Below are 17340 nucleotides of genomic sequence, written 5' to 3'. Positions count from 1 at the left end.
CCCCCGCCCGGTGAGCGGCACGGCCGCGCCGGAGGTCATTCCTGTCGCTCCGGTCTGGGGAGGCGATCTGAATCTGGCGCAGATGGGGATGCCGGACGGGATTATCCTCAGCGGCGGCCAGCGACAGGGTGGGGTCAGCTTTACCCTGCCTGCCGATCAGGTGGTGATCCATTCGCAGCTCAGCCTTGCCGTTCGCGTATCGCCGGAGATGGCGAGCCGCAACGCCACCCTGCAGCTGATGCTCAACGGTCAACCGCTCGGCACGCTGCCGCTGGGCGCCGATGGCGAGGATGTCTCCCATTATCAGCTGGATATTCCGCCCGCGCTGATGGTCTCCAGCAATAACCTGAGCGTGAAGATCAACGATGGCGATACCCTGCAGTGCCAGCGTGACATTCATGACACGTCGCGGGTGACGGTGCTGCCCACGTCGCATTTCAGCTGGGAAAGCCAGCAGCTGAACATCAGCGACGACCTGAGCCACTTCCCGCGGCCCTTCTTTGACAGCATGCAGATGACCCCGGCGGACATTGCGGTCGCCTATGGGGCCAAGCCGTCGGCGGACGTCTTCAGCGCCGCGGCGCTGATCTCCTCCTGGCTGGGTATCCAGGCGGACTATCGCGGCATTGCCTTCAGCGCTCTGCGCGACCGTCTGCCGGAACGCCACGGCATCGTTATTGGCCATCCGGGGGAGCAGGTGGGCGGCATGATGCTGCCGGAAACCGATAAGCCGCTGCTGCGCATCATCGCCAACCCCGCCAATCCGGCCTATAAACTGCTGCTGATTGTCGGTAAAAACGATACGGCGCTGCGCATGGCCGCCTGGCGGTTAACCCGCGGCAACTTTGCGCCGCAAACCGCGACGCTGGATGTCGAACCGCAGACCATCCCGGTTGGCAAAGCATATGATGCCCCGCGCTGGATCCCCACCGATCGTCCGGTCAAGCTCAGCGAGCTGCTGCGTAAGGATCAAAGCCCGACCGTCAGCGGCGTCTGGCACGAACCTTTACGTATCGCCTTCCGCGCCGCGCCCGATCTCTATCTGTGGGATGGGGAAACCATTCCGCTACAGGTTGGCTACCGCTTCCCGTCGGAAAGCTGGATTAATGAGGACAAGTCCTTGCTGAGCGTCACGCTCAACGGCACCTTCCTCAACAACCTGCCGATGAACAAGCAGGGGCCGCTGGAGAAAGTCTGGCGCTACCTCGGGGGCGATGCGCGCCAGGAGCGCTTTACCATCCCGCTGGCGCCCTACCTGATTTACGGCGATAACCAGCTGTCGATGTACTTCAATGTGGTGCCAAAGGACGATGTTCCGTGTTCGGTGCTGCTGAATAACAATATCAAGAGCCGGATCACTGACGACTCCTGGATCGATTTGAGCAAGACGCGTCACTTCTCGCTGTTGCCCAATCTCTCCTACTTTGTCGGCGCCTCGTTCCCCTTCTCGCGGCTGGCGGACTATTCGCAGACGACTCTTCTGCTGCCGGCGGACCCGTCTGAAACCCAGGTGGCGACCCTGCTGAATCTGGCGGCACGCTCCGGGAACGCGACCGGCACCGCGCTGGCGAATAACCGCGTCGTGCTCGGGATGCCCACCGGCGGGGGGGATTTGCAGTCGCTGCGTGAACGTGACGTGCTGGCGGTCACCGCTCTCGATCAGCAGGCCTTTAACCAGAGCCTGCTGGCCGACTCACCCTATCGCCCGGTAGATAATGTGCTGAGCGTCCGCGAGCCAGACCTGTGGCAAAAAGTCCAGCGCCGGCTCACCGGCGACTGGACTTCCGCCAGCCTCGACGCCGATCGCTACTTTTCGTCGAGCAGCGCCTGGCGCGGGTTCATCAGCTATCGCTCGCCGTGGAATTCCACCCGCCTGGTGGTGGTGGCGCTGGCCAGCAATGATGACCAGCTGGCGCGACTGAAGACCGATCTGGAATCGCCGCGCATTAACGCCGGGATCCGCGGCGATACCGCGGTGATCACCAGCGATAACGGGGTGCGCAGCTTCCAGGTGAGTACGCCGTTCCCCAGCGGTCAGATGCCGTGGTACATGATGGCGGTCTGGTATGCCAGCCAGCACTCAGGTTTCCTGGCGGTGCTGGGGCTGATTGCCACCTCGATAATGGGACTGGCGCTGACCGCGATGTTTAAACGTCACGCCCGTAAGCGTCTGGGTTCGGGGGATAACCAATGAAAAGAAAAATAATAATAACGATGAAGACCTCCCGTCGGCTTACCACGTTCTGCCTCACCGGCGCGTTGACTCTCGCTGCCTCGGGCGGCGCGCTGGCGGCGGGGAACGACGCGGCGCTACAGGCGCTGTTCGCTCAGGCCAACTACTGGCATGAGAAATCTCATGACGAGCTGGCGATGGAGTCCCTGCAGAAGGTGCTCTCGGTGGATGCCAACAACACCCAGGCGCTGTATCTGATGGCGCTCTGGTCGCAGCAGGGCGGCGATATGCAGGCGGCGGCGCAGTGGCGCGCGCGGCTGGCGAAAGCGGCCCCTGACAGCCCGGGATTACAGGATCTGGACAACGCCAAAAAGATGTCGCAGGTGCCGCAGGGCCAGCTCAGCCTGGCCCGCCAGCAGGCGCGCGGAGGCAATATCCCCGGGGCGCTGGCGACCTGGCGCAGCATGTTCAATGGCAATACGCCGCCTGCCGGGCTGGCGGCGGAATATTACCTGACCATGGCCAGCGACAAATCGCTCTATCCGCAGGCTATCAGCGAGCTGCGCCAGTACGTGGCGCAGCATCCGCAGGAGAACGCCCCGCGGGTGGCGTTGGGCAAAGCGTTAACCTGGCGGGAAGAGACTCGCCGGGAAGGGATCGCCCTGCTCGAGCCGATGGCCAGCGGCAATAAAGAGGCGGACAGCGGCTTGCGCCAGGCGCTGCTCTGGCTGGGCCCGCAGGCCGGGGATGAGCAGTATTACGACACCTGGATGCAGCGGCATCCCCAGGACAGCGAAGTTCAGAATTACTTTCGCGAACGGCGCAGCGGTCAGGCGCGCGGCCAGGGCTACGCCAACCTCAACAGCGGCAATACCGCCGCCGCGAAGCAGCAGTTTGAAGAAGTATTGCAGACTAACCCCCAGGATGCCGATGCGCTGGCGGGCATGGGCTATATCGCCCAGCGCAGCGGCGACTACCAGGCCGCGTCGCAGTATCTGAGCCGGGCCGCGGACCTCGGCGGCGACGCCTCGGCGACCCGTCGTCAGCAGGCGGCCGATGCGCTGTTCTACGGCCAGCTGGCGCAGGCCCAGCAGGCCTATAAGCAGGGCAATATCAGCCAGGCGCTGGCGCTCTCCGCGCCGTTGGCGCAGCAGAGCGGGGCGCAGGGCGCCTCGGCGAAGCTGTTCCGCGCCGATGTGCTGCGGCACAACAAAGATTTGCCCCAGGCGGAGCAAACGCTGCGCTCACTGTTAAATGACGATCCGCAGAACGCGGCGGCGCGGGAAAACCTCTATTACGTGCTGCGCGAGCAGAATAAATCCGCCGAGGCGCAGGCGATGCTGCAGACGCTCCCGCAGAGCCTGCGGCAAAAACTGCAGCCGCGGGTGGTGGCCGGTATGCCGGGCGATGCCCTGCGCCGTCAGGCCCAGGCGCAGGTCAGCAGCGGTAACCCAGCCGGCGCCATTGCCACCCTGCGCGAAGGCGTCGCCCGCTATCCGGACGATCCCTGGCTGCGCCTCGACCTGGCCCGGCTGCTGCAAAAATCGGGTAACGGCAGCGAGGCCTCTTCGCTGATGTCGGCGGCCTATCGCCCCGGCGCCAGCAACAGTGCGCTGTATGCCGCCGCCCTGTTTGCCAGCGAAAACGGCGCCTGGCAGCAGGCGCAGACGCTGCTGGCGCGCATTCCCGGCGGCAGCCAGACCAGCGATATGCGCGATTTGCGCCAGCGGGTGAACTACAACCTGCAGTTGGTGACGGCCGAAAACTACCTGGCGCAGGGCAATACCATTGCCGCCAGCAATACCCTGCGGGCGATGGCCTCCACGCCGCCAAAAGCCCCGGCGGACGCCGGCAAGCTGGCGCGTCTGCTGGCCGAGAGCGGCGACCTGACCACCGCGGTCTCGCTGGTGCGCAACAATATCAGCAGCGGCGTATCCGGCAATGCCGGGGATTACGCCGATCAGATCGCCGTCCTGAATCAGGCCGGGCTGACCGGCGAGGCGCAGAACCTGATCAGCAATCCGCAGCTGCAGGCCAGCAGTACGCCGACGCAGCTGGCGAGCATTCGCAATGGCTATGTGATCAACGAAGCCGACCGCCTGCGCGAGCAGGGCAATTACGCTGCGGCGTATGACAAGCTGATCCGCGCTATGCAAAGCGATCCGCAAAATACCGATCTGATGTTCGCCATGGCGCGGCTGTACCAGAGCGGCAAAATGAACAAAGAGGCCGGGGTGGTCTATGACTACCTGATGACGCGCGATACGCCGAACCAGGATGCGCGCGCCGGGGCCATCGACGTGGCGCTGTCGGCGGGGAACAACGATCGCGCTGAACAGCTGGCCGGCGGTTTGCGCCAGGATAACTCCCCGGATCGCCTGCTGCTGCTGGCGAGAGTGGCGGAGGCCCAGGGACATCATCAGCAGGCGATGACCTATCTGCGCAGCGCCCGCGGCAAACTGCTGGGCATGCAAAGCACCAACAGTAGCGAAACGCCGACCGTCGGCGGGGTGCTGGCGGCGGATAACCCCTTTATCGGCGTGTCGCAAACGTCGGCGCCGACGCGGACGGCCTCCGCCTACGGGCAGTACATGCCGTGGCAGGTTGCCCAGTCGGCCGCCGCGCCCGGTTCCACGCTGCCGGGGATCCAGCGCACCGATCTGCCGGTGGACACCGCCCAGACGCGGATGCTGCGTCAGGTGGACACCATGATGGAGTCGCTGCAGGAGAAAACCGGCAGCTGGCTGCAGGGGGGAATGGACGTGCGTGGACGCGACGGCGAATCGGGCACCAGCAAGCTGACGGAGCTCCGGACGCCGCTGACCTGGTCATCCTCGCCGTTTGGCGACTCGCGCTTTGACTTTACCGTCACCCCGGTGTCGTTGAACGCCGGGACCGCCAGCGGCGACGCCTGGCGTCGCTACGGCGCCAACCCGCTGGCTAACGCGGTCTCCAACATGGTGAGTACCGTCACCAGCGAGCAGGCGGCGATCGCCTCGATGACCGAGGCGGAGCGGACGGCCTATTTCGCCAGCAATCCAGGGGCCGAGGCGTTAAGCGGCCTCGGCACCCTGAACGCGGCAGATTTCAATCCGACCACCAACAGCGGGATGGAAAACCTGGCGAAGCTCGGGAGCTATGATGCGGGGCAGGTGGCCAGCTATCTCTCTTCGTCCAGCCGCAAGCCGAACGTTGACCAGACCAGCGGCTCGACCGATTCGCAGAAGGCCAACGGCGTCGAACTGGCGCTGGCGTTAAGCGGTGACGATTACCGGGTCGATATCGGCAGCACGCCGTTGGGCCAGGATCTTAATACCGTAGTCGGCGGGGTGAAATGGTCGCCCAAGCTGACCAACTATCTGTCGCTGATCCTCACCGGCGAACGCCGCTCGCTAACCGACAGCCTGCTTTCCTACGTGGGTCTGAAAGACGCCTATTCCGGGAAAACCTGGGGGCAGGTGACGAAAAACGGCGGCACCCTGCAGCTGAGCTATGACGACGGCGACGCGGGCTTCTATGTCGGCGGCGGCGGATACAGCTATCTGGGGCAGAACGTCGCCAGCAACACCAGTATCAACGCCAATGCCGGGGTCTATCTTCGTCCCTACCATGACGAATACCGCCAGCTGCAGGCCGGGTTGAGCATGAGCTATATGGATTATTCCAAAAACCTCAGCTACTTCACCTATGGTCAGGGGGGCTACTTTAGTCCGCAAAACTACGTCAGCGTATCGCTGCCGGTCAGTCTGACGGAGAAATATGATAACTGGACCATGAAGCTTGGCGGCTCGGTGGGCTATCAGTCTTACAGTCAGGATAAGAGCGCCTATTTTCCGACCAATTCGGAGTGGCAACAGACCCTGGAGACGGCGGTGAGCAATGGGTTTGCCAAGGAAGCCTACTACTCCGCGACCTCGAAGAGCGGCATAGGGTATACCCTGCGCGCCGGGGCGGATTACAAGGTCAACAAACAAATGACCCTGGGGGGCCAGATTGGCTATGACACCTTCGGGGATTATAACGAAAGCACCGCCGGGCTCTATATTCGCTATATGTTAGGAGATCATTGATGATGACGGAGAACAATAACCCGGTGGTGATGACCTGGTTTCAGCAGCAGCAGACGCCTGCCGGATGGTTCGATCTGTTGATTATTATGATCGAAGGTATGCTAAATAATGCCGGCGAGCTGGAAAGCCAGCCCTTCCTGCGTCAGATGGGCGCCTCGCTGGCGGAGACCCATCCGCTGCCGGCGTCGGAGACGGTGGGGGATCTGGAGGCCAATATCAACCGGCTGCTGACTCATTTTCACTGGGGCGTGGTGACCATCGATGTCGGTGAGGACGGCCTGCGCCTGCGCCATCAGGCGTTGCCGGTCAGCCGCGACGAAGCGGGGCGCGTGCGCTGGTGCAACGCGTTCTGTGCCATACTCGAGGGGTTATATTCTCGCTGGCTGCAGAGTCAGGGAGGCAGTGCCCACGTGATACTGCAGCGTGAGCGGGTGTTCTCCGTCTCTGACGTTCAGTTTCTCTACTACCATCCATAAAGAGTGAATTTATGCCCCTGCGTGCTTTAGTGGCGGTGATAGTGACAACGGTAGTGATGCTGGTGCCCAGGGCGTGGGCGGATACGGCCTGGGAGCGCTATAAGGCACGTTTTATGATGCCGGATGGTCGTATCATTGATACCGCCAATGGCAATGTGTCGCATACGGAAGGTCAGGGCTTCGCCATGCTCCTGGCGGTGGCGAATAACGATCGTCCGGCGTTCGACAAGCTGTGGCAGTGGACGGACAACACCCTGCGCAACAAGTCTAACGGGTTGTTTTACTGGCGCTATAACCCGGTGGCGCCGGACCCTATCGCCGATAAAAACAACGCCTCCGATGGCGATACCCTGATCGCCTGGGCGCTGCTGCGCGCGCAAAAGCAGTGGCAGGATAAGCGCTATGCGATTGCCTCTGACGCCATCACCGCCGCCCTGCTGAAGTCTACGGTGGTGACTTTCGCCGGTCGCCAGGTGATGCTCCCGGGCGTGAAAGGGTTCAACCTCAATGATCACCTGAACCTTAACCCTTCCTATTTCATCTTCCCGGCCTGGCGCGCCTTCGCGGAGCGGACGCATCTCACCGCCTGGCGGACATTGCAGAGCGACGGACAGGCGCTGCTGGGGCAGATGGGCTGGGGGAAATCACATCTACCCAGCGACTGGGTGGCGCTGCGGGCGGATGGCAAGATGCTGCCAGCCAAAGAGTGGCCGCCGCGGATGAGTTTCGATGCGATCCGTATCCCGCTGTATCTCTCGTGGGCCGATCCGCACAGCGCCTTGCTCGCGCCCTGGAAGGCCTGGATGCAGAGTTACCCGCGCCTGCAAACCCCGGCGTGGATCAACGTCAGCACCAACGAGGTGGCTCCCTGGTATATGGCCGGCGGCCTGCTGGCGGTGCGCGATCTGACGCTGGGTGAACCGCAGGAGGCGCCGCAGATTGACGACAAGGATGATTATTACTCTGCCAGCCTCAAGCTGTTGGTCTGGCTGGCGAAACAGGATCAGCGCTAAATACGGTGATTGATTTGCCGCCTTCCCCGCCCGTATGCCTGCGGGCTGAGAAGGTGGAATGGGAACGTCTCACGATGTAAGGCCGCCAACATAGGCGGCCTTGTCGCTTATTGCGGATAAGGCACCCAGCTACCGCCATTCAGCTGGACATAAGGCTTGCCCTGATACTGGATGACGATGGCGTTGGCGTTCTCGGACACCGCCGCGCTCTGCGGCAGGTTGGCGACATACTGCTGCCAGTTGACGCTGTCCTCGCTGAACATTTTGCCGTCGAGGGCGCGCACCACCAGCTCCGACACCGCCAGATAACTGCTGGGCTGATCGATGATAATCGGCGCCCCTTCATGCGGCGCCTTCATGCCGAAGAATTTCACCGCCGTTGGGACGTTAGTGATCGACGGGCTTGGAATATCGCGCAGGCCAGATACCTGCATCTTATCGCCCTTCAGCGCGCCGCCGTGTTCCGGCACCACCACCACCATCACTTTCCGCCCCGATTTCTCCAGCTCGGTGAAGAAGTTATCCAGGTCATCAAACAGCTTCTGCGCCCGCACTTTGTAGTCTGCGGTTTTGCTTTGTCCCGGGAAGTGGTTGCCGTCATGCAGCGGCAGGGTGTTATAGAAGGTGGCGTTCCGCGGATTGCTGCTGGCCTCTTCGGTCTTCAGCCAGCGGTTGAGGACCGCCAGATCCTCATACACCGGGGAGCCGTCAAACGCCTGCAGGCTGACCGGCAGGCCGGTCTGGTCCATCAGCGGACTCTGCATGCCGCCCAGCGAACGCAGCTCTTTCAGGAAGTCACCGAACAGACCGTTATGGCCGAGCATCAGCTGCTGGTTGAAGCCGAGCTTCGCCAGGTTTTCAAACAGGTAGCAGTCGGCGCCGGACGGCTGATACAGGTTAGTATGCGACAGCTGGCCGCAGCTGGCGCGCAGCAGGCGCACCGCCGCCGGGCCGCTGTAGGAGGTCGCGGAGTTAAAGTTTTTGAAGACAATATCAAAGTGCTTCCATAGCGGATGATCCATCAGACCGGCGGCTTCAATATCCGACCAGGAGAGGGAGCAGATGTTGATCACCAGCAGGTCAAACGGCTGCGCATCCGCCGGCAGCTGGTCCGGGAACGGCGTCTTGCGCTTCTGCTCGGCGGCATAGAAAGCGTTCAGCCAGTTGGTCAGGTTGGCTGAGGTCGGCGGCTCGGTCTGCGGCGGAATATCGCTGTTGGCGGGGCTGGACGCGGCGCCAGCGGCGGCGTTGGCCCCGGTATTGGCCTGTGCGGTCGTGGCGGCGGCCGTGGTGGGCTGACCGGAGGGCCATAGGGTAAAGGCCGGCAGCAGCGGGCTGACCGCCAGCCAGACGACCATTGCCGAGACAAACACGGTGACGCGCAGCCACTGGCTGATAAACAACCATAGCACCAGCAAAACAAAGAAGGCGCCAACCATGCTCCAGTTGATAAAGCGGACAATCAGATCCCAGATATAGCTGGCGCTGAAGCCGGCGATTTGCGACCCCTGGCTAAAAATCGACTCTGGCCCGGGCAGCCAGGTATCGTGCCAGAACAGCGCGAATCCCAGCGGAATAGCGATCCAGTGGCGGATACGGTGTAGCTTTTCGCGCGGGATCGGCACCAGCAGAAAGGCGAGAAATACCAGGTTCAGCATCGGATGGAAATTGAGATACCCGGCCCACAGCAGGGCAAACTTGACCAGAAAGTAGAAGTTCCAGCCGCCAAGGCCGCGCCAGTACTGCCAGAGCGGAAGCGGTGCCGCGGTCGTTTTTTTATTTGTCATTTGTTCGCTTTGCCTTGCTTAACCGTTGTTCCCCGGCGTAATACCCCTGCCGGTTTCACGTAACGGGGTTTAAAGAACATCAGTCTTAACGTCGTGCGGATCCGGCGCTGATAGTGGCGCGTCAGGTAGCCCAGCGGAAAAAACAGCAGGGCGCAGAGCACCACCAGTTGCAGAATATCGGCGAGAGACATCATCAGGCTTGCTCCTCGCGGGTGGTTAACCGGTGTGGTTCGGGGTAGCGTCGCCAGTGGCGTCCATCGTGGGTGGCGTTTATGGTCTCGTTTTTACCGACCGAGAGAGGCAGCGGCGTGTTCCAGCGCGCCGGCTCGACGCCGCGCATGATTACGATTTCCGAGAGGATTTGCTTGTCCTCAAACCACACCATACGGTTAGAAAAAATATCGCCGGTCGGCAGCGGGAAAATGTGGTTTAGCGCGGTATCGAGGTCATTGATCCGGCAAAACGACAAAAACAGCACCAGCCGGTTATTGCCGATGGTCATGATGTCGCCCATCCGGTTAGGTTTGCATAACGTCAGCGCCTGCTCAACGCGCAGCCCCGGCGCCGGGCGCAGGGCCACCATCACGCCTTTGCTGTCGGGTGGAAGCAGGGTATTGGTCATCACGTTGTGCACCGCTTCGCAGAAGGCATCCCACTTCTGGTAGCCACGCAGCTTTAACGGCTGGCTCCAGGTCAGCAGGGTGGCAAAATCTTCCGGGATATGGCGGGAGAACTTTTGGTTCTGTACGCTTTCGATTAGCGTCAGGCAGCGGGAGAGCGATGCGCTGCTGGGGATCACCAGGCTGGCGCCGCTGCTGAGCAGTAGCCGCTCATCGGTCGCGCGCAGGCTCGGGGTTTGTTCACGGACGATGATTTTCAGCGCCGTACCGCGCTGGCGACGCAGGGTATGAATATAGCGGCCCAGCTGTTCAATTTGCGTATTTTGGGTAATGGAGAAGAGGATCGTCGCCGCTTGCGCGGTGCGCCCGGCGTTGAAGACCTCGTCGTTGGTGTCAAACAGCGTCCAGTATTCCGACAGCGGCGGGGCGCCTTCCAGCACGCGCACATGGCTGAGGATCGCTTTTTCGTCGCTGCGCGGCTGCACGCTGGTTTCAGCGTCCTGCGCTAATCGCCAGCCGGCGTCATCATGTTGCACCATCAGCTGCTGTTGGGCGCTGATACCCTTATCGCTTCCCCACCAGGCAATATCAAAGATATGCCGGTCGCCCTGGTAACGAATACTTGCCAGTCCGGAAAGGGAGCGGTACTCACGTAATAAGGGAGTCAGCTGCCGATCGATATCCTGCGCGGAATTGATCGCTAAGAACGCGCAACGGTGATATTGCGCCCAGCGGCTGGTCTTTTCTACCCAGGCGCATAACTTTTCATTATTTATATTTTGCCAGGCATTTTCAGCGCATAGCAGAATAAACAAATAATTGCCAGGTTCGAGGGAGCAGACTAAATCGCGGTGTATTTCCTCCAGCGCCTGCGGGCGATTCGGCAGGGTGAACAGCGCGATATTATCCGGACCGTGAGTATGATCTAAGGAAATGATATCCTTGGGTTTGTTTCCCATAACCAGCGCGGCAACGTGGCTGTTTTTCGCCTGCGCGGCCAGCGTCTGATTAAACAGGCTGACGGCATCGGCATAACGGTCGACGTTGAGCCACCATACTCCGCCGACCGGCATATGGCACACTTCATCCCATAATGATGAAATACCCAAAGTAAATACATTATCCACGGCATCCCTCGTGCGCCCTGATTGACACTGAATAAGTTTACTAGCGAAACCGACAGAGTAAACCTAACATTGAAATTAAAGGTCATCAGTTTTAGCATGTACACCTGCTTTTAAGGATGAGCTGTATACGTCCTCTGGTTTAATAATAAATTTCGAACGGACAGAGATATGCCAGCAAAAGATCCTGCGGTACCCACGGACGCCACGCTGGGGTACACCTTTCAAAATGATTTTCTGGCGCTTAGCCGGGCATTTTCCCTGCCGGATATTGATTATCATGATATTTCCAGGCGCGAACAGCTGAACGCGGCGCTGAAGCGCTGGCCGCTGCTGGCAGAGTTTGCAGAGAAAAAATAAGGAAGCCGGAGATGGCTATTCTGGGATTACAGGGCGTGCGCGGGGGAACTGGCGTCACGTCCATTACGGCTGCACTCGCCTGGGCCTTGCAATTGCTCGGTGAAAGCGTGCTGGCGATCGACGCCAGCCCGGATAATATGCTGCGCTTTTTCTTTAATACCGATATCCATCATCAGGACGGCTGGGCGCGGGCGCTGCTCGACGGCCGGGGCTGGCGTGACGCGGGCTTGCGCTATACGCAGCATATCGATCTGCTGCCGTTTGGCCAGCTCAGCGCCGGCGAAAGAGAAAATGTCGACCAGCTGCAGCCCACCCTGGGGGCGATAGCGGAGGCAGTACAGCAGCTACAGGGCCAGTACCGCTGGCTGCTGCTGGATCTGCCGGCGGGTTATTCGCCGTTGACCCGCGAGCTGCTGACGCTTTGCGATCGCTCGCTGGTGGTGGTTCATCCCGACGCCAATAGCCATATCCGTCTACACCAGCAGCCCCTCCCGGCCAACGGCGATATTCTGATTAACGATCTGCGGGTCGGCAGCCAACTGCAGGAAGATCTCTACCAGCTGTGGCTGGAGAGCCAGCCGCGCATCCTGCCGGTGACGATTCACCGCGACGAGGCGATGGCCGAGTGCCTGGCGGCGAAACAACCTCTCGGGGAGTATCGTCAGGATTCGCTGGCGGCGGAAGAGGTGCTGACCCTGGCGAACTGGTGCCTGATCCACTATTCCGCCGGGAGAGCGGCATGATCCGCCTCAGTACGCTGCTGCTGGCCCCGCCGGTGGGGGAGCGGCTGCGTGCGCGCTATGATGACTATCGGCAGCACGGCGCTTCGTGGCTGTCGGCGTCGCTTGGCTGTCTGTGGGCGTCGCTGGTCTGGGCGCTGATGCCGCTGGAGACGCCGCGCTGGCAGGCGATTCTGGCCCGCCATGAAACCTATTTTCCCCACATAAATCCGCATCGCCCGCGTCCGCTGGATCCGCTGCGCTACCTGCTGCAATCCCTGTGGTTACTGACGACGCGCGTGCCGGAGCCGGAGAAAAAGGTCAACTGGCGTTCGCTGGCGGCGCTGGAAGGGGTGCACGGTCGCTATACGCAGTGGCTGGAAAAATTGCCTGAGCAGATGAACGCCCGCACCGGCCATCTGGATAAACAGAAAGAGCTGGCGCACCTCAATCCTAAACTGCGCCGGGCGATCCTTGGGGGGGTGACCTTCTGCTCGCTGGTGCTGGCGCTGATGTGTATTACGCAGCCCTTTAACCCGCTGTCGCAGTTTATCTTCCTGATGCTGCTGTGGGGCGTGGCGCTGCTGGTGCGACGCATCCCGGGCCGTTTCTCGGCGCTGATGCTGATCGTGCTGTCGCTGACGGTGTCGTGCCGCTATATCTGGTGGCGCTATACCTCGACGCTGAACTGGAACGACCCGGTAAGTCTGGTGTGCGGGATCATTCTGCTGTTCGCAGAGACCTACGCCTGGGTGGTGCTGGTGCTGGGCTACTTCCAGGTGGTCTGGCCGCTGAATCGCCAGCCGGTGCCGCTGCCGGAGGACATGGATTTGTGGCCAACTGTGGACATCTTTGTCCCCACCTATAACGAAGATCTCAACGTGGTGAAAAACACCATTTACGCCTCGCAGGGTATCGACTGGCCGAAGGACAAGCTGAACATCTGGATCCTCGACGACGGCGGACGGGAAGCGTTTCGCCAGTTTGCCAAAGATGTTGGGGTGCACTATATCGCCCGCACCAGCCACGAACACGCCAAGGCCGGCAACATCAATAATGCGCTGAAATATGCCAAAGGTGAGTTCGTCTCGATCTTTGACTGCGACCATGTGCCGACGCGCTCGTTTCTGCAGATGACCATGGGCTGGTTCCTGAAAGAGAAAGAGCTGGCGATGATGCAGACCCCGCACCACTTCTTCTCGCCCGATCCCTTTGAGCGCAACCTTGGTCGTTTTCGCAAAACGCCGAACGAAGGGACGCTATTCTACGGCCTGGTGCAGGACGGGAACGACATGTGGGACGCCACCTTCTTCTGCGGCTCCTGCGCCGTTATCCGCCGCGGCCCGCTGGACGAAATTGGCGGGATAGCCGTCGAAACGGTGACCGAAGATGCCCACACCTCGCTGCGTCTGCACCGGCGGGGATATACCTCCGCCTATATGCGTATTCCGCAGGCGGCGGGGCTGGCGACGGAGAGTTTATCCGCGCATATCGGCCAGCGCATCCGCTGGGCGCGCGGGATGGTGCAGATATTCCGCCTCGATAATCCGCTGTTTGGCAAAGGCCTGAAGCTGGTGCAGCGCGTCTGCTACGCCAACGCCATGCTTCACTTTCTCTCCGGTATTCCGCGCCTCATCTTTCTCACGGCGCCGCTGGCCTTTTTGCTGCTCCATGCCTATATCATTTATGCGCCAGCGCTGATGATCGCGCTATTCGTGTTGCCGCACATGATCCACGCCAGCCTGACCAACTCGAAGATTCAGGGCAAATATCGCCATTCGTTCTGGAGTGAAATTTACGAGACGGTGCTGGCCTGGTATATCGCGCCGCCCACTTTTGTGGCGCTGATCAACCCGCATAAAGGCAAGTTCAACGTCACCGCGAAGGGCGGGCTGGTGGAAGAGGAGTATGTCGACTGGGTGATCTCTCGGCCCTATATCTACCTGGTGCTGCTCAATCTGGTCGGCGTCGCGGTGGGGATCTGGCGCTTCATGTACGGCCCGGAAAATGAAATCCTCACCGTCTGGGTGAGTATTGTCTGGGTATTCTACAACCTGATTATTCTTGGCGGCGCGGTGGCGGTCTCGGTTGAAAGCAAGCAGGTTCGCCGTTCGCACCGTGTCGAAATGAGCATGCCGGCGGCTATCGCCCGCGAAGATGGTCACCTGTTCTCCTGCACCGTCCACGACTATTCCGACGGCGGACTGGGGATCAAAATTAACGGCGACGCGCAGGTGCTGGAAGGCCAGAACGCCAGGCTGCTGCTCAAACGGGGACAGCAGGAGTATGCCTTCCCGGTCAGGGTCGCGCGGGTCAACGGCAGCGAAGTGGGGCTCCAGCTGCTGCCGTTAACCAACCAGCAGCATATCGATTTTGTGCAGTGTACGTTTGCCCGCGCTGATACGTGGGCGCTTTGGCAGGATAGCTTCCCGGAAGATAAGCCGATGGAAAGCCTGCTGGATATCCTCAAGCTGGGCTTTCGTGGCTATCGTCACCTGGCGGAGTTTTCGCCGCCGTCGGTGAAGGTGGTTTTCCGCGCGCTCACTTCGCTGGTGGCCTGGATAGCGTCGTTTGTACCCCGACGCCCTGAACGCGCCGCGCCGACGCTCTCCGCAGACCCGGCAATGGCTCAACAATGATGATAATGCGATGAAAAGAAAACTTTCCTGGATGTGTGCAGTAGCGGTGGGCATGTGCAGCTGGTATCCACTGGCCTCTTACGCGGCGCCGGCCGCGGTGGCGAACGCTGCCCCTGGCGTTCAGCCGCAGGCCGCAACCCCGGCTGCGCCGATCGTGGTGGGCGAGCCGACGGCGACCCTTGCCGAGCCGACCGCTCCGGCGGCGGTGGCCGAGAATGTGCCGCAGCGGGAGGTGAAGCTGAGCTTTGCCACCATCGCGCCGCCGCCCGGCAGCATCGTGCTGCGCGGCTCACGGCCTGACGCGTCGGTCGAATTCGGCATGCGCAGCGATGAGCTGGTCGCCAACGCGCTGCTCAATCTGGAATACACCCCATCGCCCTCGCTGCTGCCCGTGCAGTCGCAGTTGAAGGTCTATCTTAACGATGAGCTGATGGGCGTCCTGCCCGTCACCAAAGAGCAGCTGGGGAAAAAGATCCGCGCGCAGCTGCCGATTGACCCGCTGTACATCACCGACTTCAACCGCGTACGGCTGGAGTTTGTCGGCCACTACCGCGACGTCTGCGAAAACCCGGCCAGCAGCACGCTGTGGCTGGACGTCGGACGCGAAAGCTATCTGGATCTCACCTACCAGTCGCTGAAGGTAAATAACGATCTGTCACACTTCCCGGTGCCGTTCTACGATCCGCGCGATAACCGTCCGCTGAAGCTGCCGATGATTTTCCCGGGCTCGCCAGCGGTCACCCAGCAGCAGGCGGCGGCGATAGTCGCCTCCTGGTTCGGCAGCAAGGCCGGCTGGCGCGGCCAGCAGTTCCCGGTCTATTTCAATGAACTGCCGGATCGTAACGCCATTGTCTTCGCCACCAACGACAAGCGTCCGGACTTCCTGCGCGATCATCCGCCGGTCAAGGCGCCGACCATCGAAATGATCGACAACCCGAACGATCCCTACGTCAAGCTGCTGGTGATTTTCGGCCGCGATGATAACGATCTGCTGCTGGCGGCGAAGGGGATTGCTCAGGGCAATATTCTGTTCCGCGGCAGCAGCGTCACCGTGGACGGCATCAAAACCCTGCAGCCGCGTCAGCCTTACGACGCGCCGAACTGGGTGCGCACCGACCGCTCGGTCACCTTCGCTGAGCTGAAAACCTATGAGCAACAGCTGCAGTCCAGCGGCCTGGTGCCGGATGCCATCACCGTGGCGCTTAACCTGCCGCCGGATCTCTATCTGCTGCGGGCCAACGGCATCGATATGGATCTGAAATACCGCTACACCATGCCGCCGGTGAAGGACAGCTCGCGGATGGATATCAGCCTCAACGACCAGTTCCTGCAGTCGTTCAGCCTTAACAGCTCCCAGGACGTGAACAAACTGATCCTGCGCCTGCCGGTGCTGCAGGGGCTGCTGGACGGCAAATCGGAGGTCACCATCCCCGCGCTGCGTCTTGGGGCGGTCAACCAGCTGCGCTTTGACTTCCAGTATATGAACCCGATGCCCGGCGGCTCCATCGACAACTGTATTACCTTCCAGCCGGTGCAGAACCACGTGGTGATCGGCGACGATTCGACCATCGACTTCTCGAAGTATTATCACTTTATCGCCTTGCCGGACCTGCGCGTCTTCGCCAATGCGGGCTTCCCTTACAGCCGTATGGCGGACCTTTCCGACACGCTGGTGGTGGTGCCGAAGGCGCCGACCCAGGGCCAGGTGGCGACGCTGCTGCAGGCGCTGGGGGGCATCGGTTCGCAGACCGGTCTGGCGGCGATTAATCTGCAAATGACCGACGATGGCAACCAGATCAAGAATAAAGACGCGGATCTGCTGCTGATCGGCGCGATCCCGTCGTCGCTCAAGGACGACACCAAAATCAACCTGCTGGTCGAGGCGACCAAAAGCTGGGTGAAAATGCCGATGCGCCACTATGACCTGGCGAGCATTTATCCCGACGATGAGGCCCGCACACCCAATACCCGCACCGACATTACCTCTTCCGGGCCGATGGCGGCGGTGATTGGCTTCCAGTCGCCGTATAACGATCAGCGCAGCGTGGTGGCCCTGCTGGCCGACAGCCCGCGCGGTAATGAACTGCTGACCAACGCCCTCAACGACAGCGGTAAGCGAGCAGCGATGTTTGGCTCGGTGGCGGTGATCCGCGAATCCGGCGTCAACAGCCTGCGGGTGGGGGATATTTACTACGTGGGTCATCTGCCCTGGTTCGAGCGCATCTGGTTCGCGCTCTCTAACCACCCGATACTGCTGGCGATCTTCGCCGCCATCAGCATTGTGCTGCTGGCATGGGTGCTGTGGCGCATGCTGCGCATCATCAGCCGCCGCCGTCTTAGCCTGGATGATGAGTAAACC

At 61.1% G+C, this 17340-nt stretch carries 11 protein-coding genes; 8 read left to right on the top strand and 3 right to left on the bottom strand.

The window, feature by feature from the left end; genetic code table 11:
- The 4 genes from bcsB (HMPREF1024_RS11705) to HMPREF1024_RS11720 all read left to right on the top strand — a co-directional run.
- Positions 1-2194, top strand: a 2194-nt coding sequence (gene bcsB, locus HMPREF1024_RS11705; protein WP_009308763.1) for a cellulose biosynthesis cyclic di-GMP-binding regulatory protein BcsB, incomplete at its 5' end; no start/stop codon positions are given.
- On the top strand, positions 2191-6243 hold the full coding sequence (locus HMPREF1024_RS11710) for a cellulose biosynthesis protein BcsC (RefSeq protein ID WP_009308762.1): 4053 nt from the start codon (positions 2191-2193) through the stop codon (positions 6241-6243). The genes bcsB (HMPREF1024_RS11705) and HMPREF1024_RS11710, both read left to right, overlap by 4 nt.
- The gene (gene bcsD, locus HMPREF1024_RS11715; protein WP_002921529.1) at positions 6243-6719 is read left to right on the top strand and encodes a cellulose biosynthesis protein BcsD; all 477 of its coding nucleotides are present in this window, start codon (positions 6243-6245) and stop codon (positions 6717-6719) included. The genes HMPREF1024_RS11710 and bcsD overlap by 1 nt, the downstream gene beginning before the upstream one ends.
- An 11-nt stretch (positions 6720-6730) precedes the next feature.
- Positions 6731-7732: a glycosyl hydrolase family 8 gene (locus HMPREF1024_RS11720; RefSeq protein WP_002921526.1), complete on the top strand. Its 1002-nt coding sequence runs from the start codon at positions 6731-6733 to the stop codon at positions 7730-7732.
- Positions 7733-7839: 107 nt separating this feature from the next.
- On the opposite strand, the gene bcsG is transcribed toward HMPREF1024_RS11720, so the two are convergent.
- The 3 genes from bcsG to bcsE are packed head-to-tail and all read right to left on the bottom strand — an operon-like array spanning position 7840 to position 11266.
- A complete protein-coding gene (gene bcsG, locus HMPREF1024_RS11725) occupies positions 7840-9519 on the bottom strand; it encodes a cellulose biosynthesis protein BcsG (protein ID WP_004173944.1) in 1680 nt (559 codons plus the stop codon).
- Positions 9516-9713, bottom strand: coding sequence for a cellulose biosynthesis protein BcsF (gene bcsF, locus HMPREF1024_RS11730; protein ID WP_002921518.1), 198 nt, complete (start codon positions 9711-9713; stop codon positions 9516-9518). The genes bcsG and bcsF overlap by 4 nt, the downstream gene beginning before the upstream one ends.
- Positions 9713-11266 (bottom strand): cellulose biosynthesis protein BcsE, encoded by a 1554-nt coding sequence (gene bcsE / locus HMPREF1024_RS11735; protein WP_002921516.1) that lies wholly within the window; start codon positions 11264-11266, stop codon positions 9713-9715. Before bcsE ends, bcsF begins: the two co-directional genes overlap by 1 nt.
- A 168-nt stretch (positions 11267-11434) precedes the next feature.
- On the opposite strand from bcsE, the gene bcsR reads away from it, so the two are divergent.
- The 4 genes from bcsR to bcsB (HMPREF1024_RS11755) are packed head-to-tail and all read left to right on the top strand — an operon-like array spanning position 11435 to position 17337.
- Positions 11435-11623 carry a cellulose biosynthesis protein BcsR gene (gene bcsR / locus HMPREF1024_RS11740; protein ID WP_002921513.1) on the top strand — a complete coding sequence of 63 codons (189 nt, stop codon included), beginning with the start codon at positions 11435-11437 and terminating at the stop codon, positions 11621-11623.
- Positions 11624-11634: 11 nt separating this feature from the next.
- Positions 11635-12366, top strand: coding sequence for a cellulose biosynthesis protein BcsQ (gene bcsQ / locus HMPREF1024_RS11745; protein ID WP_009308761.1), 732 nt, complete (start codon positions 11635-11637; stop codon positions 12364-12366).
- Positions 12363-14981, top strand: a complete 2619-nt coding sequence (gene bcsA, locus HMPREF1024_RS11750; protein WP_002921508.1) for a UDP-forming cellulose synthase catalytic subunit — start codon at positions 12363-12365, stop codon at positions 14979-14981. The genes bcsQ and bcsA overlap by 4 nt, the downstream gene beginning before the upstream one ends.
- A 10-nt stretch (positions 14982-14991) precedes the next feature.
- Positions 14992-17337, top strand: coding sequence for a cellulose biosynthesis cyclic di-GMP-binding regulatory protein BcsB (bcsB, locus tag HMPREF1024_RS11755; protein ID WP_009484214.1), 2346 nt, complete (start codon positions 14992-14994; stop codon positions 17335-17337).
- Positions 17338-17340 lie beyond the last annotated feature (3 nt).

Source organism: Klebsiella sp. 4_1_44FAA (assembly GCF_000238715.1).
GTDB lineage: Bacteria > Pseudomonadota > Gammaproteobacteria > Enterobacterales > Enterobacteriaceae > Klebsiella > Klebsiella pneumoniae.
Note: the sequence above shows the minus strand (reverse complement) of the source record. Positions and strands in the feature narration are given on the sequence as shown.

Excerpts from the sequence above, each read along its gene's own strand:
- bcsD (WP_002921529.1), top strand. The coding sequence starts at position 6,243 with ATGATGACGGAGAACAATAACCCGGTGGTGATGACCTGGTTTCAGCAG.
- HMPREF1024_RS11710 (WP_009308762.1), top strand. The coding sequence starts at position 2,191 with ATGAAAAGAAAAATAATAATAACGATGAAGACCTCCCGTCGGCTTACC.
- bcsG (WP_004173944.1), bottom strand. The coding sequence starts at position 9,519 with ATGACAAATAAAAAAACGACCGCGGCACCGCTTCCGCTCTGGCAGTAC.
- bcsA (WP_002921508.1), top strand. The coding sequence starts at position 12,363 with ATGATCCGCCTCAGTACGCTGCTGCTGGCCCCGCCGGTGGGGGAGCGG.
- bcsF (WP_002921518.1), bottom strand. The coding sequence starts at position 9,713 with ATGATGTCTCTCGCCGATATTCTGCAACTGGTGGTGCTCTGCGCCCTG.
- bcsQ (WP_009308761.1), top strand. The coding sequence starts at position 11,635 with ATGGCTATTCTGGGATTACAGGGCGTGCGCGGGGGAACTGGCGTCACG.
- bcsB (WP_009484214.1), top strand. The coding sequence starts at position 14,992 with ATGAAAAGAAAACTTTCCTGGATGTGTGCAGTAGCGGTGGGCATGTGC.
- HMPREF1024_RS11720 (WP_002921526.1), top strand. The coding sequence starts at position 6,731 with ATGCCCCTGCGTGCTTTAGTGGCGGTGATAGTGACAACGGTAGTGATG.
- bcsR (WP_002921513.1), top strand. The coding sequence starts at position 11,435 with ATGCCAGCAAAAGATCCTGCGGTACCCACGGACGCCACGCTGGGGTAC.